The 26,107-nt window shown below is 66.0% G+C and carries 25 protein-coding genes, 1 tRNA gene and 1 riboswitch; of the genes, 18 read left to right on the forward strand and 8 right to left on the reverse strand.

Annotated elements, in window-relative coordinates; all coding sequences use genetic code 11:
- Positions 1-37: 37 nt before the first annotated feature.
- Complete coding sequence (locus OCK02_RS01180) at positions 38-2,314, reverse strand: xanthine dehydrogenase family protein molybdopterin-binding subunit (RefSeq protein ID WP_263811443.1); 2,277 nt, start codon at positions 2,312-2,314, stop codon at positions 38-40.
- A 2-nt stretch (positions 2,315-2,316) separates the two neighbouring features.
- Positions 2,317-2,775 carry a (2Fe-2S)-binding protein gene (locus OCK02_RS01185; protein ID WP_263811444.1) on the reverse strand — a complete coding sequence of 153 codons (459 nt, stop codon included), beginning with the start codon at positions 2,773-2,775 and terminating at the stop codon, positions 2,317-2,319.
- 320 nt (positions 2,776-3,095) lie between these two features.
- Here OCK02_RS01185 and ispG point away from each other — a divergent pair, with 320 nt between their 5' ends.
- Positions 3,096-4,349, forward strand: coding sequence for a flavodoxin-dependent (E)-4-hydroxy-3-methylbut-2-enyl-diphosphate synthase (gene ispG / locus OCK02_RS01190; protein WP_263811445.1), 1,254 nt, complete (start codon positions 3,096-3,098; stop codon positions 4,347-4,349).
- 1 nt (position 4,350) lies between these two features.
- Here the strand turns inward: ispG and OCK02_RS01195 are convergent, their stop codons facing one another.
- The 3 genes from OCK02_RS01195 to OCK02_RS01205 form a co-directional block, all read right to left on the reverse strand.
- Positions 4,351-4,992 (reverse strand): LysE family translocator, encoded by a 642-nt coding sequence (locus tag OCK02_RS01195; protein WP_263811446.1) that lies wholly within the window; start codon positions 4,990-4,992, stop codon positions 4,351-4,353.
- Between the two features lie 109 nt (positions 4,993-5,101).
- Positions 5,102-6,157: a histidinol-phosphate transaminase gene (hisC, locus tag OCK02_RS01200; RefSeq protein WP_263811447.1), complete on the reverse strand. Its 1,056-nt coding sequence runs from the start codon at positions 6,155-6,157 to the stop codon at positions 5,102-5,104.
- A gap of 4 nt (positions 6,158-6,161) precedes the next feature.
- Complete coding sequence (locus OCK02_RS01205; RefSeq protein WP_263811448.1) at positions 6,162-7,079, reverse strand: polyprenyl synthetase family protein; 918 nt, start codon at positions 7,077-7,079, stop codon at positions 6,162-6,164.
- A 147-nt stretch (positions 7,080-7,226) separates the two neighbouring features.
- Here OCK02_RS01205 and mtgA point away from each other — a divergent pair, with 147 nt between their 5' ends.
- The 3 genes from mtgA (at position 7,227) to rpmF (ending at position 9,098) form a co-directional block, all read left to right on the forward strand.
- Positions 7,227-8,003, forward strand: a complete 777-nt coding sequence (gene mtgA / locus OCK02_RS01210; protein WP_412178734.1) for a monofunctional biosynthetic peptidoglycan transglycosylase — start codon at positions 7,227-7,229, stop codon at positions 8,001-8,003.
- Positions 8,004-8,082: 79 nt separating this feature from the next.
- A complete protein-coding gene (locus tag OCK02_RS01215) occupies positions 8,083-8,730 on the forward strand; it encodes a glutathione S-transferase family protein (protein WP_263811449.1) in 648 nt (215 codons plus the stop codon).
- 182 nt (positions 8,731-8,912) lie between these two features.
- Positions 8,913-9,098: a 50S ribosomal protein L32 gene (gene rpmF / locus OCK02_RS01220; RefSeq protein WP_097137963.1), complete on the forward strand. Its 186-nt coding sequence runs from the start codon at positions 8,913-8,915 to the stop codon at positions 9,096-9,098.
- A gap of 160 nt (positions 9,099-9,258) precedes the next feature.
- On the opposite strand, the gene phaR is transcribed toward rpmF, so the two are convergent.
- A complete protein-coding gene (gene phaR / locus OCK02_RS01225; RefSeq protein ID WP_230806083.1) occupies positions 9,259-9,837 on the reverse strand; it encodes a polyhydroxyalkanoate synthesis repressor PhaR in 579 nt (192 codons plus the stop codon).
- Positions 9,838-10,167: 330 nt separating this feature from the next.
- Here phaR and OCK02_RS01230 point away from each other — a divergent pair, with 330 nt between their 5' ends.
- The 6 genes from OCK02_RS01230 to OCK02_RS01255 all read left to right on the forward strand — a co-directional run bounded on the left by OCK02_RS01230 (position 10,168) and on the right by OCK02_RS01255 (position 15,985).
- Entirely contained in the window at positions 10,168-11,349 is a 1,182-nt protein-coding gene (locus OCK02_RS01230; RefSeq protein WP_263811450.1) for an acetyl-CoA C-acetyltransferase, read from the forward strand.
- A gap of 111 nt (positions 11,350-11,460) precedes the next feature.
- Complete coding sequence (locus tag OCK02_RS01235; protein ID WP_263811451.1) at positions 11,461-12,186, forward strand: beta-ketoacyl-ACP reductase; 726 nt, start codon at positions 11,461-11,463, stop codon at positions 12,184-12,186.
- Positions 12,187-12,289: 103 nt separating this feature from the next.
- A riboswitch (SAM riboswitch) is annotated at positions 12,290-12,368 on the forward strand.
- Positions 12,369-12,426: 58 nt separating this feature from the next.
- Positions 12,427-13,350, forward strand: a complete 924-nt coding sequence (gene metA, locus OCK02_RS01240) for a homoserine O-acetyltransferase MetA (RefSeq protein ID WP_263811452.1) — start codon at positions 12,427-12,429, stop codon at positions 13,348-13,350.
- A 4-nt stretch (positions 13,351-13,354) separates the two neighbouring features.
- Complete coding sequence (locus OCK02_RS01245; RefSeq protein ID WP_263811453.1) at positions 13,355-13,804, forward strand: GNAT family N-acetyltransferase; 450 nt, start codon at positions 13,355-13,357, stop codon at positions 13,802-13,804.
- Positions 13,805-13,933: 129 nt separating this feature from the next.
- Entirely contained in the window at positions 13,934-14,950 is a 1,017-nt protein-coding gene (locus OCK02_RS01250) for an aldose epimerase family protein (protein WP_263811454.1), read from the forward strand.
- A 144-nt stretch (positions 14,951-15,094) separates the two neighbouring features.
- On the forward strand, positions 15,095-15,985 hold the full coding sequence (locus OCK02_RS01255; RefSeq protein ID WP_263811455.1) for an NAD(P)-dependent oxidoreductase: 891 nt from the start codon (positions 15,095-15,097) through the stop codon (positions 15,983-15,985).
- A 136-nt stretch (positions 15,986-16,121) separates the two neighbouring features.
- Here the strand turns inward: OCK02_RS01255 and OCK02_RS01260 are convergent.
- Positions 16,122-16,196: transfer RNA gene (locus OCK02_RS01260), tRNA-Gly, on the reverse strand.
- Between the two features lie 302 nt (positions 16,197-16,498).
- Here OCK02_RS01260 and OCK02_RS01265 point away from each other — a divergent pair.
- From OCK02_RS01265 to OCK02_RS01280, 4 genes are all read left to right on the forward strand, one after another.
- A complete protein-coding gene (locus OCK02_RS01265; protein WP_412178736.1) occupies positions 16,499-17,020 on the forward strand; it encodes a prolyl-tRNA synthetase associated domain-containing protein in 522 nt (173 codons plus the stop codon).
- Between the two features lie 58 nt (positions 17,021-17,078).
- Positions 17,079-18,032: a thioredoxin gene (gene trxA / locus OCK02_RS01270; protein WP_263811456.1), complete on the forward strand. Its 954-nt coding sequence runs from the start codon at positions 17,079-17,081 to the stop codon at positions 18,030-18,032.
- 116 nt (positions 18,033-18,148) lie between these two features.
- The gene (locus tag OCK02_RS01275) at positions 18,149-18,829 is read left to right on the forward strand and encodes an LON peptidase substrate-binding domain-containing protein (protein ID WP_263811457.1); all 681 of its coding nucleotides are present in this window, start codon (positions 18,149-18,151) and stop codon (positions 18,827-18,829) included.
- Between the two features lie 8 nt (positions 18,830-18,837).
- Positions 18,838-19,026, forward strand: coding sequence for a Trm112 family protein (locus OCK02_RS01280; RefSeq protein WP_230806104.1), 189 nt, complete (start codon positions 18,838-18,840; stop codon positions 19,024-19,026).
- 32 nt (positions 19,027-19,058) lie between these two features.
- Here OCK02_RS01280 and OCK02_RS01285 read toward each other — a convergent pair whose 3' ends face one another.
- Positions 19,059-20,279, reverse strand: coding sequence for a ubiquinone biosynthesis hydroxylase (locus tag OCK02_RS01285; protein WP_263811458.1), 1,221 nt, complete (start codon positions 20,277-20,279; stop codon positions 19,059-19,061).
- Between the two features lie 83 nt (positions 20,280-20,362).
- Between OCK02_RS01285 and OCK02_RS01290 the strand changes: the two genes are divergently transcribed.
- The 4 genes from OCK02_RS01290 to OCK02_RS01305 all read left to right on the forward strand — a co-directional run bounded on the left by OCK02_RS01290 (position 20,363) and on the right by OCK02_RS01305 (position 26,093).
- Positions 20,363-21,247, forward strand: coding sequence for an acyl-CoA thioesterase (locus OCK02_RS01290; RefSeq protein ID WP_263811459.1), 885 nt, complete (start codon positions 20,363-20,365; stop codon positions 21,245-21,247).
- Positions 21,248-21,474: 227 nt separating this feature from the next.
- Positions 21,475-21,813, forward strand: a complete 339-nt coding sequence (locus OCK02_RS01295; RefSeq protein WP_183803423.1) for a P-II family nitrogen regulator — start codon at positions 21,475-21,477, stop codon at positions 21,811-21,813.
- 27 nt (positions 21,814-21,840) lie between these two features.
- Positions 21,841-23,199 (forward strand): ammonium transporter, encoded by a 1,359-nt coding sequence (locus OCK02_RS01300; protein ID WP_412178737.1) that lies wholly within the window; start codon positions 21,841-21,843, stop codon positions 23,197-23,199.
- Between the two features lie 251 nt (positions 23,200-23,450).
- Positions 23,451-26,093, forward strand: coding sequence for an FtsK/SpoIIIE family DNA translocase (locus OCK02_RS01305; protein ID WP_263811460.1), 2,643 nt, complete (start codon positions 23,451-23,453; stop codon positions 26,091-26,093).
- Positions 26,094-26,107: the final 14 nt, after the last annotated feature.

Here is a 26,107-nt window from a genome sequence, read left to right on the forward strand (position 1 = left end):
GCGGCACCCCAGTCCCGTGAGCGCCTTGCGCAGGTCGTTACAGGAACTCCACCTCCTTCGACAGTGGCATCGAGCGGATGCGCTTTCCGGTGAGCGCATGGACCGCATTGGCGAGCGCGGGAATGGAAGGCGGTGTGCCCGGTTCGCCGGCCCCGCCCATGCGATGTGCGGTCTCCAGCAGACCGATCTCGATCTGCGGGCACTGGTGCATTCGCATCGGCGTGTAGTCGTGGAAATTGGACTGCTCGACGGCGCCGTCGGCAAAGGTGATCTCCTCCCCGATCGCCGACGACAGGCCGTAGACGATGCCGGACATCATCTGCGCCGCGAAGATCGCCGGATCGATGACCTCGCCGGGATCGGCCGCGCACCACACCTTCTCGATGCGGATCCGGCCACCGACATCGGCGACCTGCACGACCTGCGCGACCCAGGTACCGAAGGACAGCGTGAAGGCGAAGCCCTTCGCAGTCCCCGGCGGCAGCGTCTCGCCCCAGCGCGACATGGCGCCGACCTTGTCGACCACGTTGACGGCCGTCGGATAGGCCGCCATCAGTTTTCGCCTGAGCTCCAGCGGATCGACACCGCCGGTAACGGCGATCTCGTCCATGAAGCCCTCGTGGAAGAACCCGTTGAACGAATTGCCGACCGAGCGCCAGAAGCCGACCGGTACCGAGACCGGCGCCTTGATGCCGCCCACACGGTAGTTTTCGATCGTGTAGGGCTGGTTCGCCGAGCCGTCGGTGATCGACTTGTCGGGCCCGATCGGCGAGAGGCTCGGAAAGTAACGCGGCAGGATGCTGCCGATGATCGAGGGCGCGGCAATGCGCATGTCAACCGCGACCGGCATTCCGTCGTCGCCGAGCCGCGCCCGGAAACGGCCGAGCGCTGCGGGGCGATACATGTCCTGCTGCACGTCCTCCTCGCGCGTCCAGGTCACCTGCACCGGCCGCCCGTCGGTCCTGCTGGCGACGATCGCGGCATAGATGGCGTAGTCGACGTCGCCGCGGCGGCCGAAGCCGCCACCGAGATAGGTGGTATGGACGAAGCAGTTTTCGGTCTCGATGCCGATGGCCGCGGCGGCGAGCTGGCGCACCATCGTCGGCATCTGGTTCGGGGCCCAGATGTCGAGCCGGCCGTCCTTGAGCCGGGCCGTGGCGTTCATCGGCTCCATCGTCGCATGCGCCAAATAGGGCACCCCGTAGTCCGCCTCGACGAGGCGTTCGCGCGGCGCATCGGCAAAGGCCGTTTCGACGTTGCCGTCGTCCCGGCCGTAGCTGGCATCGCCATCCCTGAGCGCCGTCTCCAGCGCCTGGCGGATGCCGGCGCTGTCCGGCGGATAGGCGCCCTTGCCCCATTCCACGCTCACAGCATCAGCCGCCTGAAAGGCCCGCCAGGTATTGTCCGCGATGACCGCATAGCCGTTGGCGATCCCGGTCTCGACCTTCACCACCTTGACGACGCCGCGCATCTCTTCGGCCTCCGCAGCGTCGAGGCTCGCGATGGGGCCGCCGCGATAGGGGTTCATCCGCAGCGTCGCGAACAGCATCTCGGGCAGGCGCACGTCGATGCCGAAGATCGGCGCGCCGGTGACCTTGGCGCGCATGTCGATGCGGGCCTGCGGCTTGCCGAGAATCTTCCACTCCGACTTCTCACGCAGCCGGATCTCGGCGGGCGGCGCCAGGGCCGCCGCCTCCTGCGCCAGTTCGCCATAGGTGAAGATCCTGCCGGACGCCGGGTCAGTGACGATGCCGTCCGCCGTCCAGAGCGATCCGGGCGCGACATCCAGCCGTTTCGCCGCGGCGAGTTTCAGCACCTCGCGCGCAGCAGCACCTGCCTGGCGCATCTTGTAGAAGCCGTCGACGATCGACGTCGAACCGCCGGTGCCCTGAAGGCCGAGGAATTTGCCGGCCACCGCCATGCCGGATCGCATCAGGTCCGCAACGGTGGATTCGTCGAAATGCGGAAAGGGCACGCCCTCCTCCAGCATCGTCGTATTGGCATAGGCATGGCCGGCCGGGCCGTGCTCCACGATCACCTGGTCGAGCCGGACGTCCAGTTCCTCGGCGACGAGGGCGGCAAGCGTGGTGGAGACGCCCTGTCCCATCTCCGCCCGCGGCGCGATCAGCGTGATCGTGTTGTCCGGCGCGATCTTGACGTAGGGATTGAACGTCGCCTCGCCCTCGGCGAGGTCGTCCTCGAGCGGGTTGGGATAGGGCTTGCGATAATAGTAGTAGCCGACCGCCAGGCCGCCGGCGATGAGCCCCGTGCCGATCAGGAAGGTGCGGCGCGCGATCTTTCCGAGCCTGCCCATCGTCACGCCCCCGCCGTCGCGCTGGCCGCGCGCTTGATCGCGGCACGGATGCGCGGATAGGTCCCGCATCGACAGAGATTGCCCGACATGGCGTTGTCGATGTCCTCGTCCGAGGGGTCGGGGATCGCCTGCAGCAGTGCGACGGCCGTCATCACCAGGCCGGCCTGGCAGTAGCCGCACTGGGCAACCTGCTCGTCGATCCAGGCCTGCTGGACCGGATGCAGGCGACCGTCCGCGGCGAGCCCCTCGATGGTCGTGACCGCGCCGGACACCTCGCCGACGGTGACCGAACAGGAGCGCACCGGCTCGCCGTCGATGAAGACCGTGCAGGCGCCGCACTGGGCGATGCCGCAGCCGAACTTGGGGCCGAGAATGGCAAGCTCGTCGCGCAGCGCCCACAGAAGCGGCATCTCCGGTTCTACGTCGATCTCGTGCTCGCTGCCGTTGACGTTCAGCTTCATCGTCGTCTCCTCGAGGGTCGCTGTGACGGTATCGGCCGGAAGGCCCGGCTGCCGGCTTTCGGCCCGCCTACGGGATGTGATATCGCCGTGGCGGGTTTCAACACCTTTAACACAACAACGTGTGCCGCTCGTATCGACGGCGGCGGGCACACGATGGACGCCCCCGCCGGGCCGGACTGCGGCACCGGCACCGGCATTGACGGCCCCGGCAGTTGACAAGCCACATTTCCTGTTCCACCTGAGGGACGAACGTTCCGGCAACGGGCTGTCATGATCAACGGCCGGGGTGGAACCACAGCGAGGCCACGACGAGGCTTACCATGTCCTTCTCCTTCGATTTCGAGCCCAAGCCGCGCCGCCAGTCCGTCGGCGTCGATGTCGGCGGCATCATGGTCGGCGGCGGCGCGCCGGTGGTCGTGCAATCGATGACGAATACGGACACCGCCGATGTCGATGCGACCGTAGCGCAGGTCGCCGCCCTCTCCCGCGCCGGCTCGGAACTCGTGCGCATCACCGTCGACCGCGACGAGAGCGCTGCCGCCGTGCCGAAGATCCGCGAGCGCCTGCTCAGGCTCGGCATGGACGTGCCCCTGGTCGGTGATTTCCACTATATCGGCCACAAGCTGCTGGCCGACCATCCGGCCTGCGCCGAGGCGCTGGCGAAATACCGCATCAATCCCGGCAATGTCGGCTTCAAGGACAAGAAGGACCGGCAGTTCGGCGCCATCGTCGAGACGGCGATCCGCTACGACAAGCCCGTGCGCATCGGCGTCAACTGGGGCTCGCTCGACCAGGAGCTCCTGACCCGGCTGATGAACGAAAACCAGGAGAAGGGATTTCCGCTTACGGCTCAGGAGGTCATGCGCGAGGCGATCTGCGCCTCGGCGCTGCTATCGGCCGAACTGGCCGAGGAGATCGGCCTGCCGCGCAACCGCATCATCCTGTCGGCCAAGGTCAGCAATGTCCAGGATCTGATCGCCGTCTATGCCATGCTGTCCGCCCGCTCCGACCATGCGCTGCATCTCGGCCTGACCGAGGCCGGCATGGGCACCAAGGGCGTCGTCGCCTCCTCCGCTTCGCTCGGCATCCTGATGCAGCAGGGCATCGGCGACACGATCCGGATCTCGCTGACGCCGGAGCCGGGCGGCGACCGCACCCGCGAGGTGCAGGTGGCCCAGGAACTGCTCCAGGTGATGGGCTTCCGCCAGTTCCTGCCGGTCGTCGCCGCATGTCCCGGCTGTGGCCGCACCACCTCCACCGTGTTCCAGGAGCTCGCCCAGAAGATCCAGGACGACATCCGCAAGAACATGCCGGTGTGGCGCGAGAAATATCCGGGTGTGGAAGCGCTGAAGGTCGCTGTGATGGGCTGCATCGTCAATGGCCCCGGCGAGAGCAAGCATGCCGACATCGGCATTTCGCTTCCCGGCACCGGCGAGCTGCCGACCGCCCCGGTCTATATCGACGGCAAGAAGGCGATGACGCTGCGCGGCACCAACATCGCCGGCGAATTCGAGGCGCTGGTCACCGACTATATCGAGCAGCGTTTCGGCCAGGGCCAGGCGGCCGCGGAATAGCTCAGATCCGTGCGGTCAGGAGCTTGAAGCCGGCAAGGGCGAAGAAGGCCGCCATAGCACCCTCGATGAGGCGGCGCGAGCGCAGATAGGCGCGGTGGACGGGCTCGAGCGAGAACAGCAGCGCAAATCCGATGAAGGTCGCAAGCCCCAGTGCCATGCAGCCGGCGATGAAGACGGCCATCGTCCAAGGCGGCGCACCCGCCGGCATGCCGAGCGACGTCAGCATCATCCAGGCAAAGATTGCCTTGGGGTTGGTCAGGTGGATGCCGAGCCCCTTCAGATACTGCCGGCGCGGCGACAGCATCGGCAGGGCCTGCCGCGCGCCATAGGCTTCGCCGCTGCGCAGCGCCGAGCGCAGGGCATTCCACGCGAGCCAGAGCAGATACAGGCCGCCTGCGATCTTGAGCACGATGATCGCCTGGCCATAGGCGCGGATCAGGGCGGAAAGGCCGGACGCCGTCAGCATGGCCCAGACATAGGATCCCGTCAGCACGCCGAGCGCCAGCGCCAGCCCCGCCTTGCGTCCCTGGCTGATAGAGGTGCCGATGATGGCGAGGATCGCCGGTCCCGGCGAAGCAGTCGCGATCAGATAGGCCGTCCATCCGACTGCAAGCTGCGGCAGATAGGGCAGGATGTCGCTCATCTCTTCACCTCGATGTGTCCGAACGAGCAATATCCTGTCGCAGACACCAGGCGCAACATCCGGCCTGTCCGCCTGTGACGCTTCTGCAGCCGTCCATCGCCAGCGGAACCTAGACGAGTTCGTCGAGGGCAGCCACCAGCCGGTCGCATTCCTCCGGCGTGCCGATCGTGATCCGCAAGAAGTCCGAGATGCGCGGCTTGCCGAAATGCCGCACCAGCACCGCCCGTTCCCGCAGGCCGCGGGCGATGTCCGCGCCGCTATGGCCGGGATGGCGGGCGAAGACGAAATTCGCCTGCGACGGCAGCACCTCGAAGCCTCGCTGGCGCAGGGCGCCGGCAACGCGTTCGCGCGCATCGATCACCTTGCCCCGGGTCTCGTCGAACCAGGCGACGTCCTCGATCGCGGCGGTCGCGCCGGCCTGCGCCACCCGGTCGAGCGGATAGGAATTGAAGCTGTCCTTGACCCGCTCCAGCGCATCGATCAGCGGCCGCTGGCCGATCGCATAGCCGACCCGGAGGCCGGCGAGCGAGCGCGACTTCGACAGCGTGTGCACGACCAGCAGGTTGTCATATCGGCGCGTCAGCGGCACGGCACTCTCGCCGCCGAAGTCGATATAGGCCTCGTCGACGACCACCGGCTGGTCGGAATGCTCCGAAACGAGCGTCTCGATCGCAGAAAGCGGCAGGCCGATGCCAGTCGGTGCGTTCGGGTTCGGCAGGATGATCGCGCCGCAGGACCGGCGGTAGTCAGCAATGTCGATCGTGTAGTCGTCATTCAGCGGCACCTCGACGGCCTCGATGCCGAACAGGCCGCAATAGGTCGGGTAGAAGCTGTAGGTGATGTCAGGATAGAGCAGCGGCTTCTCGTGCTTCAGCAGCGCTGCGAAAGCATGCGCCAGCACCTCGTCGGATCCGTTGCCGACGAACACTTCCTCCGGCTCGACGCGGCAGGCCCTGGCGATCGCCTGCCGCAGGCCGAGCGCCGAGGGATCCGGATAGAGCTTCAGGCTGTCGGTCACCGCCGCCTGCATGGCCGCGATCGCCTTCGGCGAGGGACCGTAGGGATTCTCGTTGGTGTTGAGCTTGACGAGATCGGCGATCCGCGGCTGCTCGCCGGCGACATAGGGCTTCAGCGTCTCGACGATCGGCGACCAGAACTTGCTCATGCCTTCAGCTCCTGCGATTGGCCACGAACCGGGCGGTCTCGATCAGGATGCCGGCCCGCTCGCCGAAGGGCGCAAGAAGCGTCTCGGCCTCCCCGACCAGTTCGTTCAGGCGCCGTTCCGCCCAGTCCTGCCCCTTCAGCGCCACCAGCGTCCCCTTGCCGCGCGCCATGTCCTTGCCGGTGGCCTTGCCCATCGTCTCGGCGTCCGCCGTCAGGTCGAGAAGGTCGTCGGCGAGCTGGAACGCCAGCCCGACCGTCTCGCCGTAGCGCCTGAGCACGCTCCGCGCCCCGGCATCCGCATCGGCGACGATCGCGCCGGCCTCGCAGGCAAAGCGGATCAGCGCTCCGGTCTTCATCGCCTGCAGCGTGACGATGTCCGCCTCGCCGGGCGCGGTCTTCTCGGCAGCCAGGTCCAGCGCCTGCCCGCCGGCCATGCCACCGATGCCGGCGGCCCGCGCCAGCGCCAGCACGAGTTCGGTCTTGATGCGGTCGGCAAGCACGGTCTCGGGAGCAGCGACGATATCGAAGGCCAGCGTCAGGAGGGTGTCGCCGGCCAGGATCGCCGTCGCCTCGTCATAGGCCACATGAACCGTCGGCTGCCCCCGGCGCAGGGCGTCGTCGTCCATCGCCGGCAGGTCGTCATGCACGAGCGAGTAGCAGTGCACGCATTCGAGCGCGGCCCCGACCCGGACCGCCGACGACGCGGGGCCTTCCCCGAACAGCGCCGCGGTCTCGATCACCAGAAAGGGCCTGAGCCGCTTGCCGCCGTTGAGGACGCCGTGACGCACGGCCGCCAGCAGCCGTTCGGGCCGTGCGATCTCGCCGGCGCGCAGATCGGCGGACAGCAGGCCGGCGAGCATGGCCTCGACGCGTTCGGCGTTCGATTTCAGGCGCTGCTGGAAAAGGGTGGACTGGCTGGTCATGCGCGCTCTTTGGCACGCGACGCAGCGTTAGGCAACGGCCGAGGCCGGCATCGCGCGATCAAAGCCGGCAAAGTTGGTCGCAACCACTGGCAAACCGGGCGGCATGACGGTATGAAAACCGGGAACGCGACAGGACGGACACCGCCCTTGGACATAACACCGGAAACACGCGGCAATGCGGAATTCGATGCGAGGCAGGGCGATGCCGCCATGGACGGCGCCGGCGGGAACGAGCGCTTGAGCCGGCGGCTGCGGCGCGGCTTTCGGAAGGTGGCCCTCCTCGTGGTGGCCCTTCTGATCCTGCCCTACCTGCTCATCCCGGTCTATGCCATCGGCCTCGTCCATCCGGTGTCGACGCTGATGCTGCGCGACCTCGTGACGCTCCGGGGATACGACCGCCAATGGGTGGATTTCGAGGATATCGCACCGGTCCTCGTGCAATCGGTGATGATGTCGGAGGACGGGCAGTTCTGCCGCCACGGCGGCGTCGACTGGGGCGAGATGCGCGCCGTCGTCACCGACGCGCTGGAAGGGGCGCAGACGCGCGGCGCCAGCACGATCCCGATGCAGACGGTAAAGAACCTCTACCTCTGGAACGGCCGCTCCTTCGTCCGCAAGGCCGCCGAGCTGCCGCTGGCTGTCACCGCGGACTTCGTCTGGTCGAAGCGCCGGCTGATGGAGATCTATCTGAACGTCGCCGAATGGGGGCCCGGCATCTACGGCGTGGAAGCCGCCGCCCGGCACCATTTCAACGTTCCCGCCAGCAAGCTGACACGGCGCCAGGCGGCGCTGCTCGCGGTGTCGCTCCCCAATCCGATCGAGCGCAATGCCGGCGAACCTGGACGCGGGCTGCGCCGCCTCGCGACCGTGATCGAGCGCCGCGCCAGCCGCTCCGGCGAATACATCAAGTGCCTTTATGACTGACTTCATGCCTTTTCATTGGCACCGGGACGCCCGGGCTTCTAGGGTTTCGCGGAACTGAAATCCGCAAGGAGAGCCGCGCATGTCCGACCTCGTCCTCTACATCGGCAACAAGAACTATTCGTCGTGGTCGCTCCGGCCGTGGATCGCGATGGAAGCGGCCGGCATCCCCTTTTCCGACCGGGTGATCCCCTTCGACTTCGCAGCCGGCAATCCGGCCTTCAAGGAACTGTCCCCGACCGGCCGCGTCCCCGTGCTCCATCACGGCAAGGTGCGGGTCTGGGAATCGCTCGCCATCATCGAATACGTGGTCGAACTCTTCCCGCAGGCCGGCATCTGGCCGGCGGACCGGGAGGCTAGGGCCGAGGCGCGTTCCGTCTCGATGGAGATGCTCGCCGGCTTCCGGGCGCTTCGCGGCGCCTGCCCGATGAACATTCGCCGACCGCAACGCGCCATCGACCTGCCCGATGGCGTGACCGACGACGTCGCCCGCATCGAGACGATCTGGCGCGATGCGCTGCAGCGGTCCGGCGGCCCCTTCCTCTTCGGCGCATTCTCCGCCGCCGATGCGATGTTTGCACCCGTGGTCAACCGATTCCATGCCTATCTTCTGACGACGGACCGCACCGCGCTCGCCTATATGGATCGCGTCATGGCGCATTCGGCCTGGAAGAAATGGCAGGCGGCGGCCCTTGCCGAAACCTGGATCGTGCCGGAAGACGAAGCCTGAGAGACCCGGCGCCGGGGCAGCCGGTACCGGACACTCCGGCAAAAGCGAAAAAATGCCGGCGGGGACTGGTCAAGCGGGTATTAGCCATGTATAAGCCCGCCAAATTTCCGAGATAGATGCACGTCTTTTTCGGCCATTTTCAGTGGCCTTGGATGTGTTTGCCCGTTCAGTGGAGTAGTGAAATGGCTGTACCGAAAAGAAAAACGAGCCCGTCCAAGCGCGGCATGCGCCGCTCCGCCGACGCCCTGAAGGCTCCGAGCTACATCGAAGACAAGAACTCTGGCGAACTGCGCCGCCCGCACCACATCGACCTGAAGACCGGCATGTACCGCGGTCGCCAGGTGCTGACGCCGAAGGAAAGCGCATAAGCGCTTTCGCACAGCGAGATTTCTTGAAGGCCCGGCTCGTCCGGGCCTTTTTCTTTCTGTGATGCCATTTTGAATATGGCCTGGCGATCCCGCGTGCATCCGGCCCGTGAGAACCACTGCGGCGGCCCGGCAGCAAGCGCCGGACCGGATCTTTCAGGCTTCAGCCCAGGTTGTCGAGCTTCGACTGCAGCGCGCGCAACTGCTCTTTCAGTTCGTCGATGTCCTTCGCCTCAGCCTTCTTCGTTTCCTTCGGCTGCGGCGCCGTCATGAAGGGCGAGAACATCTGCATCGCCTTGTGGAAGATCTCGGTGTTGCGGCGCACCTGCTCCTCGACCAGTTGCATCGGCATCTGCAGGTTCTTGGTCAGCGGGGTGTCGCCAAAGGCCTTGTTGATCTGCTCGCGCATCTGCGCCTGTTGGTCGGTAAAGGCCTGCATCGAATGTTCGAGATAGCTCGGCACGACCATCTGCATCTGGTCGCCGTAGAAACTGATGAGCTGGCGCAGGAAGGATATCGGCAAAAGCGTGTTGCCGGTCTTCGATTCCTGCTCGAAGATGATCTGCGTCAGGACCGAGTGCGTGATGTCCTCCCCGGACTTCGCGTCCTGGACGGTGAAGTTCTCCCCCTTCTTCACCATCACTGCGAGATCGTCGAGCGTCACGTAGGTGCTCGTTCCGGTATTGTAGAGGCGCCGGTTCGCATATTTCTTGATCGTGATCGGGCTGTCGTTCTTGGCCATCTGGGTCTCCTCCTCCCCGTATTCCAATCCGCTCCATGCATTTGCGAGTATCCGCAAAAACAACGTTATTACAAACGCATTGTGCGTTGCAGTGAAAAAATGCTGCGCAAAATCATTTTCGCCGGTCACGGTCGCTCTGCTTGGGCCCGGAATTGCCGAGACAAGTTGTTTGACTCTCCCCCAAAGCTTTGACAGTTTTGCCTTGAGGCGGTTGTTCGCGCCGGCCTTCGTCCGGCGATACAATCGAAAAGGGCAGCCTCGGAACCGGGCGGGCCGCGACGGCCCGAAACCGCCGGTTCCGGCACCAAGAACAATGTGAGGAGACGCTTCATGGCCACCCCGTCCATCGTCATCGCCAGCGCGGCCAGGACCGCCGTCGGCTCCTTCAACGGCGCCTTCGCCAATACGCCCGCCCATGAACTCGGGGCTGCGGCGATCACGGCCGTGCTCGAGCGGGCCGGCGTCGCCGCCGAGGAGGTGGACGAGGTGATCCTTGGCCAGGTGCTCCCCGCCGGCGAGGGCCAGAACCCGGCCCGGCAGGCCGCGATGAAGGCCGGCGTGCCGCAGGAGAAGACCGCCTGGGGCATGAACCAGCTCTGCGGCTCCGGCCTGCGCGCCGTGGCCCTTGGCATGCAGCAGATCGCGACCGGCGACGCCGGCATCATCGTCGCCGGCGGCATGGAATCCATGTCGATGGCGCCGCACTGCGCCCACCTGCGCGGCGGGGTGAAGATGGGCGATTTCAAGATGATCGACACGATGATCAAGGACGGCCTGACCGACGCCTTCTACGGCTATCACATGGGCATAACCGCCGAGAACGTCGCCAAGAAGTGGCAATTGTCCCGCGAGGAGCAGGACAGCTTTGCCGTCGCATCGCAAAACAAGGCCGAGGCCGCCCAGAAGGAGGGCCGCTTCAAGGACGAGATCGTCCCCTTCACCGTCAAGAGCCGCAAGGGAGACGTGATCGTCGACAGCGACGAATACATCCGCCACGGCGCGACCCTCGACTCCATGGCCAAGCTGCGGCCTGCCTTCGACAAGGACGGCACCGTCACGGCGGCAAACGCATCCGGCCTCAACGACGGAGCGGCGGCAACGCTGCTGATGAGCGAGGCCGAGGCCGGCCGCCGCGGCATCCAGCCGCTCGCCAAGATCGTCTCCTGGGCGACCGCCGGCGTCGATCCGCAGATCATGGGCACCGGCCCCATTCCCGCATCCCGCAAGGCCCTGGAGAGGGCCGGCTGGAAGATCGGCGACCTCGACCTCGTCGAGGCCAACGAGGCCTTCGCCGCCCAGGCCTGCGCCGTCAACAAGGACCTCGGCTGGGATCCGGCGATCGTCAACGTCAATGGCGGCGCCATCGCCATCGGTCATCCGATCGGCGCGTCCGGCGCCCGCGTGCTCAACACGCTGCTCTTCGAAATGAAGCGCCGCGGCGTATCCCGCGGCCTTGCCACGCTCTGCATCGGCGGCGGCATGGGCGTCGCCATGTGCGTCGAAAGAACGTAAGGAGGAACTTACCGACTGCCTTCACCGACAAGCCGCATCGGGGCGGCCCGTCAAGGTCCCGGCCCGGCCGAAGAACAACGATGGCAGCAATCTTTGGGGGGAGTGCACAATATGAGCAGGGTAGCTTTGGTAACCGGCGGCACGCGCGGTATCGGCGCGGCCATCTCGATCGGGCTCAAGGCGGCAGGCTACGCGGTCGCCGCCAACTATGCGGGAAATGACGAGGCGGCTGCGGCCTTCAAGGCCGAGACCGGGATCCCGGTCTTCAAATGGGACGTGTCCAGCTACGAGGCCTGCGCCGACGGCGTCGGGAAAGTGGAGGCCGCCCTCGGTCCGGTCGAGATCCTCGTCAACAATGCCGGGATCACCCGCGACGCCATGTTTCACAAGATGACGCCGCAGCAGTGGCGCGAGGTCGTCGACACCAACCTGTCGGGCCTGTTCAACATGACCCACCCGGTCTGGACCGGCATGCGCGACCGCGGCTTCGGCCGCATCGTCAACATCTCCTCCATCAACGGCCAGAAGGGCCAGATGGGACAGGCGAACTACTCGGCCGCCAAGGCGGGTGATCTTGGCTTCACCAAGGCGCTGGCCCAGGAAGGGGCTGCGAAGAACATCACCGTCAACGCCATCTGCCCGGGCTACATCGGCACCGAGATGGTCCGCGCGATCCCGGAGAAGGTGCTGAGCGAACGCATCATTCCGCAGATCCCCGTCGGCAGGCTGGGCGAACCGGAGGAGATCGCACGTTGCGTCGTCTTCCTCGCCTCCGACGATGCGGGCTTCATCACCGGCTCGACGATCTCCGCCAATGGCGGCCAGTTCTTCGTCTGATCACCTGGCTTGACGTCGGCGGGGCCGCCGGGCGCCGCCGGCTGTCAGCGCCGGCGCCTGCCGGACGCCGACATTGATTCTTTCCCGGACTGGCGCTATGTAGGGCCCGTCCCGTGGTGATTTGGCCGGCCGGCTTGCAGCCACGTTAAACAAGTCGCTAAAGGGGCCGCGAGAAGAGACCTTCCGTGGACCGGTTGCGACTGCCGTCGCTGCCGGTTTTTTTGTTTGATCGAGTGAAAGATGCCCATCAAGATTCCCGATACGCTCCCCGCATTCGAAACCCTCGTCCATGAGGGTGTGCGGGTGATGACCGAAACGGTGGCTGTCCGGCAGGATATCCGCCCGCTGCAGATCGGGCTTCTCAACCTCATGCCGAACAAGATCAAGACCGAGATCCAGATGGCGCGCCTCGTCGGCGCCTCGCCGCTGCAGGTCGAACTGTCGCTCGTGCGCATCGGCGGCCACAAGGCCAAGAACACTTCCGAGGACCACCTGCTCGCCTTCTACGACACCTGGGAGGAGATCAGGCACCGCAAGTTCGACGGCTTCATCATCACCGGCGCCCCGATCGAGACGCTCGACTACGAGGACGTAACCTACTGGGACGAGATGAAGCGCATTCTCGACTGGACCGTCACCAACGTCCATTCCACCCTGAACGTCTGCTGGGGCGCGATGGCGGCGATCTACCATTTCCACGGCGTGCCGAAATACACGCTCGACGAGAAGGCCTTCGGCGTCTTCCGCCACCACAACCGCAATCCGGCATCGGTGTTTCTCAGCGGCTTCTCCGATGACTTCCAGATCCCGGTCTCCCGCTGGACCGAGGTGCGCGCGGATGACATCCGCAAGCGGCCCGGACTGGAGATCCTGATGGAATCCGACGAGACGGGCGTCTGCTTCGTGCAGGAAGAGTGCGGCAAGCGCCTCTACGTCTTCAACCACGTGGAGTACGATTCCACTTCGCTGGCCGACGAGTATTTCCGCGACGTCGATGCCGGCGCGCCGATCAAGATGCCGAAGAACTATTTTCCGCACAACGATCCCGCAATCGCGCCCTTGAACCGCTGGCGCAGCCATGCGCATCTTCTGTTCGGCAACTGGATCAACGAGATGTACCAGACGACGCCCTACGACCTCGACCGGATCGGCCCGCAAGGATGACACCATGAGCGGCCTCGAAATCAGAGCCCTCACCCCGTCTGACGAGGCCGACTGGCGACGCCTCTGGACCGCCTATCTCGCCTTCTACGAGACCGTCCTGCCGGAGGAGATCTTCCGCACCACCTTCGCCCGGCTGACCGGCGACGGGGCGAACGACTATGCGGGCCTGCTCGCCGTTCTGGACGGCAGGCCCGTGGGCCTCGCCCACTACCTGTTCCACCGCAGTTGCTGGACGATCGGCGACATCTGCTACCTGCAGGATCTCTATGCCGATCCGGCGGTCCGCGGCACCGGCATCGGCCGCGCCCTGATCGAGGCGGTCTATGCCAGGGCTGCCGAGGCGAATGCCGCTGAAGTCTACTGGATGACGCAGGAGTTCAACGCCACCGCGCGGAGCCTCTACGACAGGATCGCCGACAAGACGCCCTTCATCATCTACCAGAAGACGCTCTGACGATCATGGCCGTGCAGGCGCGGCCCATTGCCCGCACTGCCGCATCCATTGGTATGATTTTTCCGTTGCCCCTGCATCGGTTTTGCCGCAGTTTGCGGCGCGGATTTGGCAAGGCCGGGAGGGACATCGGTGAACGCGCGCAATGAACAGTTCGGCCTGCTGGAAACGGGCGAACCCGTCGAGCTCGTCGTCCTGACCGGAAGCGGCCTGAAGGCGAAAGTCATCACCTGGGGCGCCGTGATCCAGGATCTGCGGCTTGACGGGCACGAGCCGCCGCTGGTCCTCGGGCTGGAAGGCCTTTCCGACTACATCGCCCATTCCCCCTATTTCGGCGCCACCCCCGGGCGCAACGCCAACCGGATCGCGGCCGGCCGTTTTGCGATCGACGGCACGTCCCACCAGCTCGAACTGAACGAGCGCGGCGTGACCCATCTCCATGGCGGCAGCGACGGGCTCGGCCGGCGCAACTGGCAGATCGTCGACCAGTCCGAAAGCCACGTGACGCTGCGGATTGTCGATCCGGCGGGCCGCGCCGGCTATCCCGGCAACTGCACGGTCACCTGCACCTACCGGCTCCAGGACCCGGGCACGCTGTCGGTCGTCTATGAGACCACGACCGACGCGCCGACCATCGCCAATCTCTGCCAGCACAGCTATTTCAACCTCGACGGCGAGGCCGATGCGCTGGGACACGAGATCAGCATCGCAGCCGACCGCTACCTGCCGGTGGACGAGCGCCTGATTCCGCGCGGAGAGACCAGGCCGGTCGAGGGCACGCCCTTCGACCTTCGGAAGATGACGCCGATGCGTCGCCAGACCGAGGCCGGCGGCGTCGCCTACGACCATAATTTCTGCCTGGCGGAGGAGCGTCGCGCCAAGACCCCGGTCGCGCTCGCCCGCAGCAGCGGCTCCGGCGTGGCGCTCGAAGTGCGCACGACCGAACCGGGCGTGCAGCTTTACACCGGTTCCATGGTCAGCGTCCCCGTTCCGGGCCTCGAGGGGCGCCGCTACGGTGCCTTCGCCGGCTTCTGCCTCGAAACGCAGATCTGGCCGGACGCGGTCAACCACGAGGGCTTTCCGAACGCGGTCCTGCGACCGGGCGAGACCCTGCGTCAGGAGACCGACTACATCTTCACGATGGGCTGACCCTCGATCGTGTCTGCCGGGCCGGCGGCGGGCTAGCCTGCAGGAAAGCGAACGAGGAATGCAGCCTCGCCAAAGGTCTGTCGTGTCGCGACGACTGCCGGCGGACCGCACGTCAACAAGCATCTGGAAGGGAGGCCAACTGTCATGACGAAACAAACGGTGGGATTTATCGGGCTCGGCTACATGGGCCAGGGCATGGCCGCCAACATTCTGACCAAGGGCTTTCCGCTGGTCGTGATGGCGCACCGCAATCGGGCGCCGCTCGAAGCGCTCGTCGCCAAGGGCGCCCGCGAGGCGAAGACGCCGCGCGAGATGGCGGCGCAATGCGACGTCATCGTCTTGTGCGTCACCGGCTCGCCCGAAGTGCTCGCCGTCGTCGAGGGTCCGGACGGGATTGCGGCCGCCGGCCGGCTGCTGACCATCGTCGACTGCTCGACATCAGACCCCTCGGTGACGACCGCGCTGGCCGCGCGGCTGGCACAAAAGGGCATCACCCTGCTGGATGCCCCGCTCGGGCGGACGCCGGCGGATGCGGCCGCGGGCACGCTGGACGTGATGGTCGGCGGGTCGGACGCGGATGTCGCCCGCGTCCGACCTATCCTCGACACCTTCGCCGGTCGCGTCATCCACACCGGCCCGACCGGCACCGGCCACACGATGAAATTGCTCAACAACTTCCTGTCCATGGGCTATGCCGCGCTCTATTCCGAGGCGCTGATGCTCGGCCGCAAGGCCGGCCTGACCGCCGAGACCTTCGACAGCGTCATCCGCGGCGGCCGCATGGATTGCGGCTTCTACCAGACCTTCTTCCGCTATGTGCTGGAGCGAGACCCCAATGCCCACAAGTTCGCGATCCGCAACGGCTTCAAGGACATGAGCTACCTCGCAGCCTTCGCCAACGCGGCAGGCGCCGCCAACCCGATCGGCGCCGCCGTCCGCAACACCTTCGCCCAGGCCGTCGGCGCCGGCCGTGGCGAGGACTTCGTCCCGATGCTGTCGGATTTCGTCGCCGAGACGAACGGATTGAAGGAGTAGAGGTCGCTGGGGGATTCTACGTCGCCGGGGGCGGAGCCCCCCGGAACATACCAGGCGGAAAACCCGCGCCCCATCGTCACCGACGCCAGAAACACAAAAGCCTCGGCGAACCGAGGCTTGCAGCGTCTTGGAAGAATGGAGCGGGTGAGGCGATTCGAACGCCCGACCCCAACCTTGGCAAGGTTGTGCTCTACCCCTGAGCTACACCCGCTCATCGTCGACGGCCTGGGGTAGTCGGTGGCCGAAGGTCGCTGCGTTGCGGCGACGGGCGCTATATGGCCCAAGCGATTTTCAAATGCAACAGGGAAATGACGCGATGTTCCAGAAATTTTCGGGCCGACGGCGCAAGACTCTGCCGGTTGCCCCGGCCAGTTCTCCCGCCAGTTCTCCCGTCGCTTGCCATTCCCGTTGCCTGCCCGCCTGGAAGGCTTTATTCCATGCGGCGACAGGGTGACGGGTCAGCGATGACGGGGCGGGCTTGCGCTGGCACGAAAGTGACGATTGGGAACAGACATGGACATGACCTCCGATATTCAGCCGCCGAAGACCGACGGCGATCTTTTCGCCTTTCTCGACAGCCTCGGCATCGGGCATGCGACGAAGACCCATCAGCCCGTCTTCACCGTCGCCGAATCCGTGGCGCTGCGCGACGAGATCCCGGGCGGGCACACGAAGAACCTCTTCCTCAAGGACAAGAAGGACAACTACTTCCTCCTGACGGTCGAGGAAAACGCCAGCGTCGACCTGAAGACCATCCACACGGTCATCGGCGCCGCCAGCCGCGTCTCGTTCGGCAAGCCGGAGAAACTGATGGAGTATCTCGGCGTCATTCCGGGCGCGGTCACCGCCTTCGGCGTCATCAACGACGCCGGCCGGAAGGTGAAGCTGATCCTCGACGAGGACCTGATGCAGAACGACATCATCAACGCCCACCCGCTCAGGAACGACGCGACCACCTCGATCGCCGCGGGTGACCTGTTGCGATTCGTCGAGGCGACCGGCCACGAACCGCTTGTCTTGAAAGTGACCTCCTGACATACGATCTTCAGGCAGCATTGAACGAAGCCGGGCGGCGGTCCGCAGGAGCAGGAAGATGAGCGACAATCCCTATGCGACGTCGTTTGGCGGACAGATGAGCGGCGCCGTCAACTATGGCACGGAAACGGCGGCCGACCTCGTCAAGGACACGACCACGGCCACCTTCGCGCAGGACGTGATCGAGGCCTCGCGCCAGCAGCCGGTCCTCGTCGATTTCTGGGCGCCGTGGTGCGGCCCCTGCAAGCAGCTGACGCCGATCATCGAGAAGGTGGTCAAGGAAGCCGGCGGCCGGGTGAAGCTCGTCAAGATGAACATCGACGATCATCCCTCCATCGCGGGCCAACTCGGCATCCAGTCGATCCCCGCCGTCATCGCCTTCGTCGGCGGCAGGCCGGCGGACGGGTTCATGGGCGCCCTGCCGGAAAGCCAGGTCCGCGCCTTCATCGACAAGGTCGCCGGCCCCGCCGACGCCGACCAGAAGGCCGAGATCGCGGCGATCCTCGAAGAGGCGAAGACGCTCCTCACCCAGCATGACATCGGCGGCGCCGCCGATCTCTTCGGCGCCATCCTGCAGGCCGAACCCGACAACGCTGCGGCACTTGCCGGCATGGCGCAATGCATGATCGCCGCCGGCCAGCTCGACAACGCCCGCCAGATCCTCGCCTCCGTGCCCGAAGAGGCGGCCGCCGATCCGGCGATCGCCGCCGTGCGCAAGCAGCTGGAGCAGATCGAGGAGGCCCGCAAGCTCGGCGATCCGCAGGCGCTCGAGCAGGCCCTTGCCGCCGAGCCTAACGATCACGCCGCCCGGCTGAAGCTCGCCAAGATCCGCAATGTCGAGGGCAACCGCGACGCGGCCGCCGACCATCTGCTGACGATCATGAAGCGCGACCGCACCTTCGAGGACGACGCCGCGCGGCGCGAACTCCTGCAGTTCTTCGAGGTATGGGGACCGAAGGATCCGGCCACGATCGCCGCCCGGCGCAAGCTGTCGTCGATCCTGTTTTCCTAACGCATCGCCCGCGTACACCTTGAGAAATCCACTCCGGACCCCATTTCAGAAGCCATGATGCTGCCAACCGCCGCAAGCGCGGCTGGCCATGCCGAATGCGACGGGAAGGCGATGCAATGCATGTCGGGAATGCGCGCTATCTGAAGCCGGGCGACCTTCCGGGAACGATCCCGGTGTTTCCACTGACGGGCGCCCTGCTTCTGCCGGGCGGACAGTTGCCCCTCAACATCTTCGAGCCGCGATATCTGGCGATGTTCGACGACGTGCTCGCGGGCAGCCGGCTGATCGGCATGGTCCAGCCGGTGTTCGGCGATCACGTCGATTCCGATCCCTCCTCGGAAGCCCCCGCACTCTGCCAGGTCGGCTGCCTCGGCCGCGTCACCTCCTTCGCCGAGACCGGTGACGGGCGATACATCACCTCGCTCACCGGGATCTGCCGCTACCGGCTGATCGGCGAGGTGCGCACCGGCAAGGCCTATCGCTCGTTCAAGATCGCCCCGTTCATCAGCGACCTCTCCGGCGCCGACGACGAGCGCGGCGTCGATCGCAAGGCGCTCTTGTCCGCCTTCCGCGCCTATCTCGACGCCAACAAGCTGGAGGCCGACTGGGAGAGCGTCGAGCGGGCCAGCAACACCACCCTCGTCAACTCCATGTCGATGATGTCGCCCTATGGGCCGGCCGAGAAGCAGGCCCTGCTGGAAGCGCCGGACCTGAAGACGCGCGCCGAAACGCTGATCGCCATCACCGAGATCGTGCTGGCCCGCAATTTCGGCGACGTCGACACCCGCCTGCAATAGACTGACCGATGGAAAACAAGACCAACAGCGTCGACACCAAGCTCCTGGAGCTTCTGGTCTGCCCTCTGACGAAGGGCCGGCTGAGCTGGAATGCGGAGACCGGCGAACTCGTCTCCGAGCGCGCAAAGCTCGCCTATCCGGTTCGCGACGGCATTCCGATCATGCTCGTGTCGGAAGCGCGGGAACTGAAAGACTGAAACAACGCGACACCCGCGGCCCTGCCGCCGGCTCAGATCGCCTCGCCGACGAGCATCCGCGGCTGGCCGCTACCGGCGAGCCCCTCGGCCTGGCGGATGAAGAAGGACTTCAGCCCCGGAAGCCGGTCGACGATCCCGAGCCCCAGGTCGCGCGCGACGCGCACCGGCGTGATGTCGTTCGAAAACAGCCGGTTGAGCACGTCCGTCGTCACCCCCATGCGGAAGGTGTCGAAACGCCGCCATGTCTCGTAGCGCTCGAGCACCGAAAGCAGGCCGATGTCGAGGCCGAGCCGGTCCGCCTCGATCAGCGTTTCGGCAAGGGCCGCCACGTCCTTGAAGCCGAGATTGAGGCCCTGTCCCGATATCGGGTGGATGCCGTGGGCGGCGTCGCCGGCGAGCGCGAAACGGGGGGCGACGAAGGAACGGGCGAGCGTGAGCCCGAGCGGGAAGGCCCTGCGGCCGCCCACCACCCGCAGCGGCCCGAGCTTGTGGCCGAAGCGGCGCTCCAGTTCCTCCTCGAAGACCAGATCGTCGCTTTCGACCAGGCGATTGGCGTCCTCGGTCCGCTCCGTCCAGACGAGCGACGACCGGTTGCCCCTCATCGGCAGGGTGGCGAAAGGCCCGGCCGGCAGGAAATGCTCTTCCGCCGTGCCCTCGTGCGGCCGTTCGTGTTCGACGGTGGTGACGATTCCCGACTGCCCGTAGTCGAAACGGACCGTCTTGATGCCGGCGATGTCGCGCAGCCTGGAACGCACGCCGTCGCAGGCCACGAGCAGGCGGGCCTTTCGCGTCTCACCGTTCGACAGGCGGATCGTGCTCGCATGCGGATCGGTGGAGAAATCCACCACCGAGGTTGCCCAGCTTATGGACAGGCCCAGCGGTTCCGCCGCCGCCACCAGGCTTCCCGTGACAGCACGGTTCGGCACCATGTAGGCAAACGGCGCGCCGTCCTCGGTCGTCCCCGCGCCTTCGAAGGTGAGGAAGACCGGGCGGACGGGGTCGGCCGTGCGCGAATCGGTGATCACCATCTTGCGGATCGGCTCCGCCTCCGGCGCGATCTCGTCCCAGACGCCGAGAACATCGAGGAGGTTGCGAGCGGCGGCGACCAGTGCCGAGGCACGCTCGTCGCGCCTCCAGGCATCGGCCGGGGCCGGGTCGACGAGTTCGATCTGCAGATGCGGCGCGGCCTTCTTCAAGGCCACCGCAAGCGACAGTCCGACATATCCGCCGCCCGCCACAAGAATGTCGATCATCGCTGGTCTCCGTACCCTTGAGCCGTCCTTGCATCCTATATAGAGGACGCAGGCAGCGTTTCCTACAGCGAGAGAATGTCCAAATGTCGCGTCCGGTCGAACATGGCTCCCCCATGGAGGAACTTCTGTCCACGCTCGATCTCGAGACGCTGGAGGAAAACCTCTTTCGCGGCCGCAGCCCGCAGGTAGGCTGGCAGCGGGTGTTCGGCGGCCAGGTGATCGGCCAGGCGCTGGTCGCAGCAAGCCGCACCGTCGCCGAGGATCGCTTCGTTCACTCGCTCCACGCCTATTTCATCCGTCCCGGCGATCCCGCCGTCCCGATCATCTACGATGTCGACCGCATTCGCGACGGGGCGGGTTTCACCACGCGACGGGTCATCGCCGTCCAGCACGGCAAGCCGATCTATTTCATGACGGCGTCCTTCCAGGGCGACGAACCCGGCTTCGACCACGCCATTGCGATGCCGGATGTCCCGCCGCCGGAGCAGGTGCTGCAGGACGACGAAGAGCGCCGGCGCTTCCTTGCCGCCGCCCCAAGGGCCATTCGCGAATACTGGGAACGGCCCCGGCCGATCGAGCTTCGCCCGATCGGGTTCGCTAGCGATGCCGGCCCCGCCGCCGGCACGACCAGCCGCAACGTGTGGATGCGCGCCACCGGCCCGGTGCCGGACAACCGCCGCCTCCAGGCCGCCGTCCTCGGCTATCTCTCCGACCTGACGCTGCTCGACACCGCCCTTTTCGCGCACGGTACCTCGGTTTTCGACCGGTCGCTGCAGGTGGCGAGCCTCGACCACGCCATGTGGTTCCATCGCCCCTGCCGGCTCGACGATTGGCTGCTCTTCGTCCAGGACAGCCCCTCCGCGTCGGGCGCCCGCGGGATGACCCGCGGCAGCCTCTTCACGCGCGAGGGCCTGCTGATCGCCTCGGTCGCCCAGGAGGGGTTGATCCGCAAAAAGGCAACTGAATAAATTTAGAGCAGTTTCTAAAAATTGCCTATTATTTGCGCTCACTGACTGGCGCTTTTTTGACACCCGGCGCAGACCGTCAATAAAATCAATATTTAACAATGCGTTACGAGACGCATCGAATCTGGCACGCCCCTTGAATGTGTAGGCTTGGCAGCTGCAGCATGATGCCTGCGGCAGCAAGGAGAAACGGCTTCGGCCGTGGGCGAACACGAAGGATGGGAATCCAGATGAAAATCGTGATGGCAATAATCAAGCCGTTCAAGCTCGATGAGGTCCGAGAGGCCCTCACCGCAGTGGGTATCCAGGGGCTCACCGTGACCGAGGTGAAGGGATACGGGCGCCAGAAGGGACACACCGAAATTTACCGCGGTACCGAGTATGCCGTTAGCTTCCTCCCGAAACTGAAGATCGAGATCGCCGTTCCGACCGAGACCGTCGACAAGGCTGTCGAGGCGATCGCGTCTGCCGCCAAGACCGGCCAGATCGGCGACGGCAAGATCTTCGTCTACTCGATTGACCACGCCGTCCGCATCCGCACCGGCGAAACCGATTCAGAAGCTTTGTAAGAACGGCTGCTAGGGGAGTTCTCTCTGATGTCATTTACCAAATTCACTACCGCGCTCGGCGTCATCGGCGCGGCCGCAACCAGCCTGCTGGCGCCGGCGATCGCCTTTGCCCAGGAGGCCGCGCCCGAAGCGGCTGAAGCCGTAGCCGAGGTCGTGCCGGCCATCGACTCCGGCGACACCGCCTGGATGCTCATGTCGACCGTCCTCGTCCTGTTCATGATCCTGCCGGGCCTCGCCCTGTTCTATGGCGGCCTGGTCCGCAGCAAGAACATGCTGTCGGTTCTCATGCAGTGCCTGGTCGTCTCCGCGGCGATCATGATCGTCTGGGTCGTCTACGGCTACAGCCTCGCCTTCACCAATGGCGGCGGCCTGAACACCTACATCGGCGGCTTCGAGAAGCTGTTCCTTGCAGGGGTCAATGCCGAAAGCGTATCCGGCACCATTCCGGAATACGTCTTCATCTGCTTCCAGATGACGTTTGCCTGCATCACGCCCGCGCTGATCGTCGGTGCCTTCGCCGAACGCATCAAGTTCTCGGCCGTGGTCCTCTTCTGCATCCTCTGGGTCACGTTCGTCTATTTCCCGATGGCCCACATGGTCTGGTCCGGCGACGGCGCCCTGATGTGGGACTGGGGTGCGCTTGACTTCGCAGGCGGCACCGTCGTCCACATCAACGCAGGCATCGCCGGTCTCGTCGGCGCGATCATGGTCGGCAAGCGCACCGGCTACGGCAAGGACATGATGGCTCCGCACTCGATGACGCTCACCATGGTCGGCGCCTCGATGCTCTGGGTCGGCTGGTACGGCTTCAACGCCGGCTCCGCCGCCGCCGCAAACGGCGTCGCAGGCCTGGCGATGGTGAACACCTTCACCGCGACTGCCGGCGCCGTCGTGACCTGGTGCCTGATCGAGACCTTCACGCGCAACAAGGCATCCATGCTCGGCGCTGCCTCGGGCGTCATTGCCGGCCTCGTGGCCGTCACCCCGGCGGCCGGCGCGGTCGGCCCCATCGGTGCCATCCTGCTCGGCGCCATCGCCTCAGCCCTGTGCTACTTCTTCGTGTCCGTCGTGAAGAACAAGTTCGGCTACGACGATACCGCTGACGTGTTCGGCGTGCACGGTGTCGGCGGCATCGTCGGCGCCATCGGCACCGGCATCTTCGCCGCCTCCTCGCTCGGCGGTGCAGGCTATGCCGAAGGCGTGACCATGGGCGCCCAGGTCTGGGTCCAGATCAAGTCCGTCATCGTCACCATCCTGTGGTGCGGCATCGGCTCGGCGATCCTCTACAAGATCGTCGACGTAATCGTCGGCCTGCGCGTCACCACCGAAGCCGAGCGCGAAGGTCTCGACCTCGCCTCCCACGGCGAAGCGGCCTACCACTCCTGATGCACCCCGGTGGCGCCGGTCCAGGCCGGCGCCATCCGATCCTCCCGACACGGCCTGTGCAAGCAGGCTCGGCCCGGACCTCACGGTCCGGGCCTTTTTTGTGGGCGACGCCGGCCTTTTTTCGTGCCGAGGCCGCTCTGCGCGCCATGGTTAATACGCCATTAACGCTTGTCCCGTTAGGGTCGCATATCATCCATGCCCTCCGGCTGGACGACCTCACCGGGACCTATCGCGCGACAGGCTGAAGACACATGGCGAGAAGCACAACGGCAATGCTGGACAATCGTCCCGAACGATTTGTTCTGTCGGCCTTCCTGTGGCGGCAGATCCGGGCGCTCCTGGGCTTCGGCCTGTTCATCGCGCTGGCGCTGGCAGTGGCGGCGCTCTCGACCTGGAACGTCTCCGACCCGAGCTTCTCCTATGCATCCGGCGGCGAACCCACCAACGCGCTCGGCTACACCGGCGCCGCCTTCGCCGACATCTTCATGCAGTTCTTCGGGCTCGCCTGCGTGATCGCCCTGCTTCCGGTGGTCGCCTGGGCCCTGGCGCTGATCCGGAACCGTCGCATCACCCGCATCGTCAAGCGGCTCGGCTGCTGGTTCGTCGGCGCCGTGCTCGCCTCGGCCGCGCTCAGCTGCATCCCCGCCCCGATCACCTGGCCCCTGCCGAACGGCCTCGGCGGCGTCTTCGGCGACATGATCCTGCGCTTTCCCGCGCTCTTCACCGGCGCCTATCCGACCGGCATCCTGGCCAGCATCCTCGGCGCGATCGTCGCAGTGCCGGCCGGCTGGCTGCTCGTCTTCAGCGCCGGCCTGATCGGCAATGATCCGGTGGACGAGGACGAGATCGCCCCGCCCGCCAGCGTCGAGCGGACGCGCACGGTCAGTGAGCCCGACGAGGAGGACGAGGCCGAGGGTCCGCTGATGGTGATCGCCGGCGCGCTGACCCATGCCTGGTACACCAACCAGGCCCGCCTGCGCCGTCTGTTCGGGCTCTCGGGCCGCGGCAAGACCCACGCGCGCGCCGTCGAGCAGCCCTATGATTTCAACGATGACGAATTCGGAACGCTGAATGAGCCGACCCGCGCCAAGGTCGCGCCGCGGATGTCGGAGCGTGTCGAGCCGTCTCTCGACGGCGGCGCCCGTCGCAATGTCGCGCCGCCCGCGATGGACGGCTACGACGGCGACGATCTGGACGAGGACGACCTGCCGCGCCCGGCCGGCATCCTGCCGGACGACGTGGACGACGATTGGGCGCCGCGCAAGGCGCCGGCACCTGCGGGCCTGCGCTCGCGGATCGCCGCAGCCGCCCCGAAGCCCAAGGCGGGCGCGCGGATCGAGCGCGAGGCGCAGGCCTCCTTTGCCGCCCCGGGCGGCTTCCAGCTTCCGTCGCTGCATCTTCTGGCCGAGCCGCGCAACGTTGCCCGCGACGCCTCGCTCTCCGCCGACGCACTGGAACAGAACGCCCGCATGCTCGAAGGGGTTCTGGAGGATTTCGGCGTCAAGGGCGAGATCATCCATGTCCGCCCGGGCCCGGTCGTCACCCTCTACGAGCTGGAGCCTGCACCGGGCATCAAGTCCTCCCGCGTGATCGGGCTTGCCGACGACATCGCCCGCTCGATGAGCGCGATCGCCGCCCGCGTCGCCGTCGTGCCCGGCCGCAACGCGATCGGCATCGAACTGCCCAACCAGAGCCGCGAGACCGTCTTCCTGCGCGAATTGCTCGCCGCCCGCGACTTCGAGACCAGCAAGGCCAAGCTCGCCATGGCGCTCGGCAAGACCATCGGCGGCGAGCCTGTCATCACCGACATCGCCAAGATGCCGCACCTGCTCGTCGCCGGCACCACCGGCTCGGGCAAGTCGGTCGCGATCAACACCATGATCCTGTCGATCCTCTACCGGCTGAAGCCGGAGCAGTGCCGGCTGATCATGATCGATCCGAAGATGCTCGAACTCTCCGTCTACGACGGCATCCCGCACCTGCTCTCCCCCGTCGTCACCGATCCGAAGAAGGCGGTGGTGGCGCTCAAATGGACCGTCCGCGAGATGGAGGAGCGCTACAAGAAGATGTCGAAGATCGGCGTGCGCAACATCGACGGCTTCAACAGCCGCGTCGAGCAGGCGCTGGCCAAGGGCGAGCAGATCACCCGCACCGTCCAGACCGGCTTCGACCGCCAGACCGGCGAGGCCATGTACGAGACGGAGCAGTTCGACCTGCAGCCGATGCCCTACATCGTCGTCATCATCGACGAGATGGCCGACCTGATGATGGTCGCCGGCAAGGACATCGAAGGCGCCGTCCAGCGTCTGGCGCAGATGGCACGCGCCGCCGGCATTCACGTCATCATGGCGACCCAGCGCCCCTCGGTCGACGTCATCACCGGCACGATCAAGGCCAACTTCCCGACCCGCATCTCCTTCCAGGTCACCTCCAAGATCGACAGCCGCACGATCCTGGGCGAACAGGGCGCCGAACAGCTGCTCGGCATGGGCGACATGCTCTACATGGCCGGCGGCGGGCGCATCCAGCGCGTGCACGGCCCGTTCGTCTCCGACAACGAGGTCGAGGCCGTCGTTGCCCACCTGAAGGCACAGGGCGCCCCGCAATATCTCGACGCGATCACCCAGGACGACGAGGACGACATGGACGGCGCAGGTCCCGCCGGCACCGCCAACCTGGACGATTCCGACGACCCTTACGACCAGGCCGTCGCCGTGGTCCTGCGTGACGGCAAGGCGTCCACGTCCTATATTCAACGCAGGCTCGGGATCGGCTACAATCGGGCCGCCTCGCTCATCGAGCGGATGGAGCAGGAGGGCCTGATCGGCCCGGCCAACCATGCCGGAAAGCGCGAGATCCTGGTTCCGACGGAAGACGACGTCACGGGCCGTTGACGAGAACAGGCACC

Source organism: Rhizobium sp. TRM96647 (genome assembly GCF_025780115.1).
GTDB lineage: Bacteria > Pseudomonadota > Alphaproteobacteria > Rhizobiales > Rhizobiaceae > Mycoplana.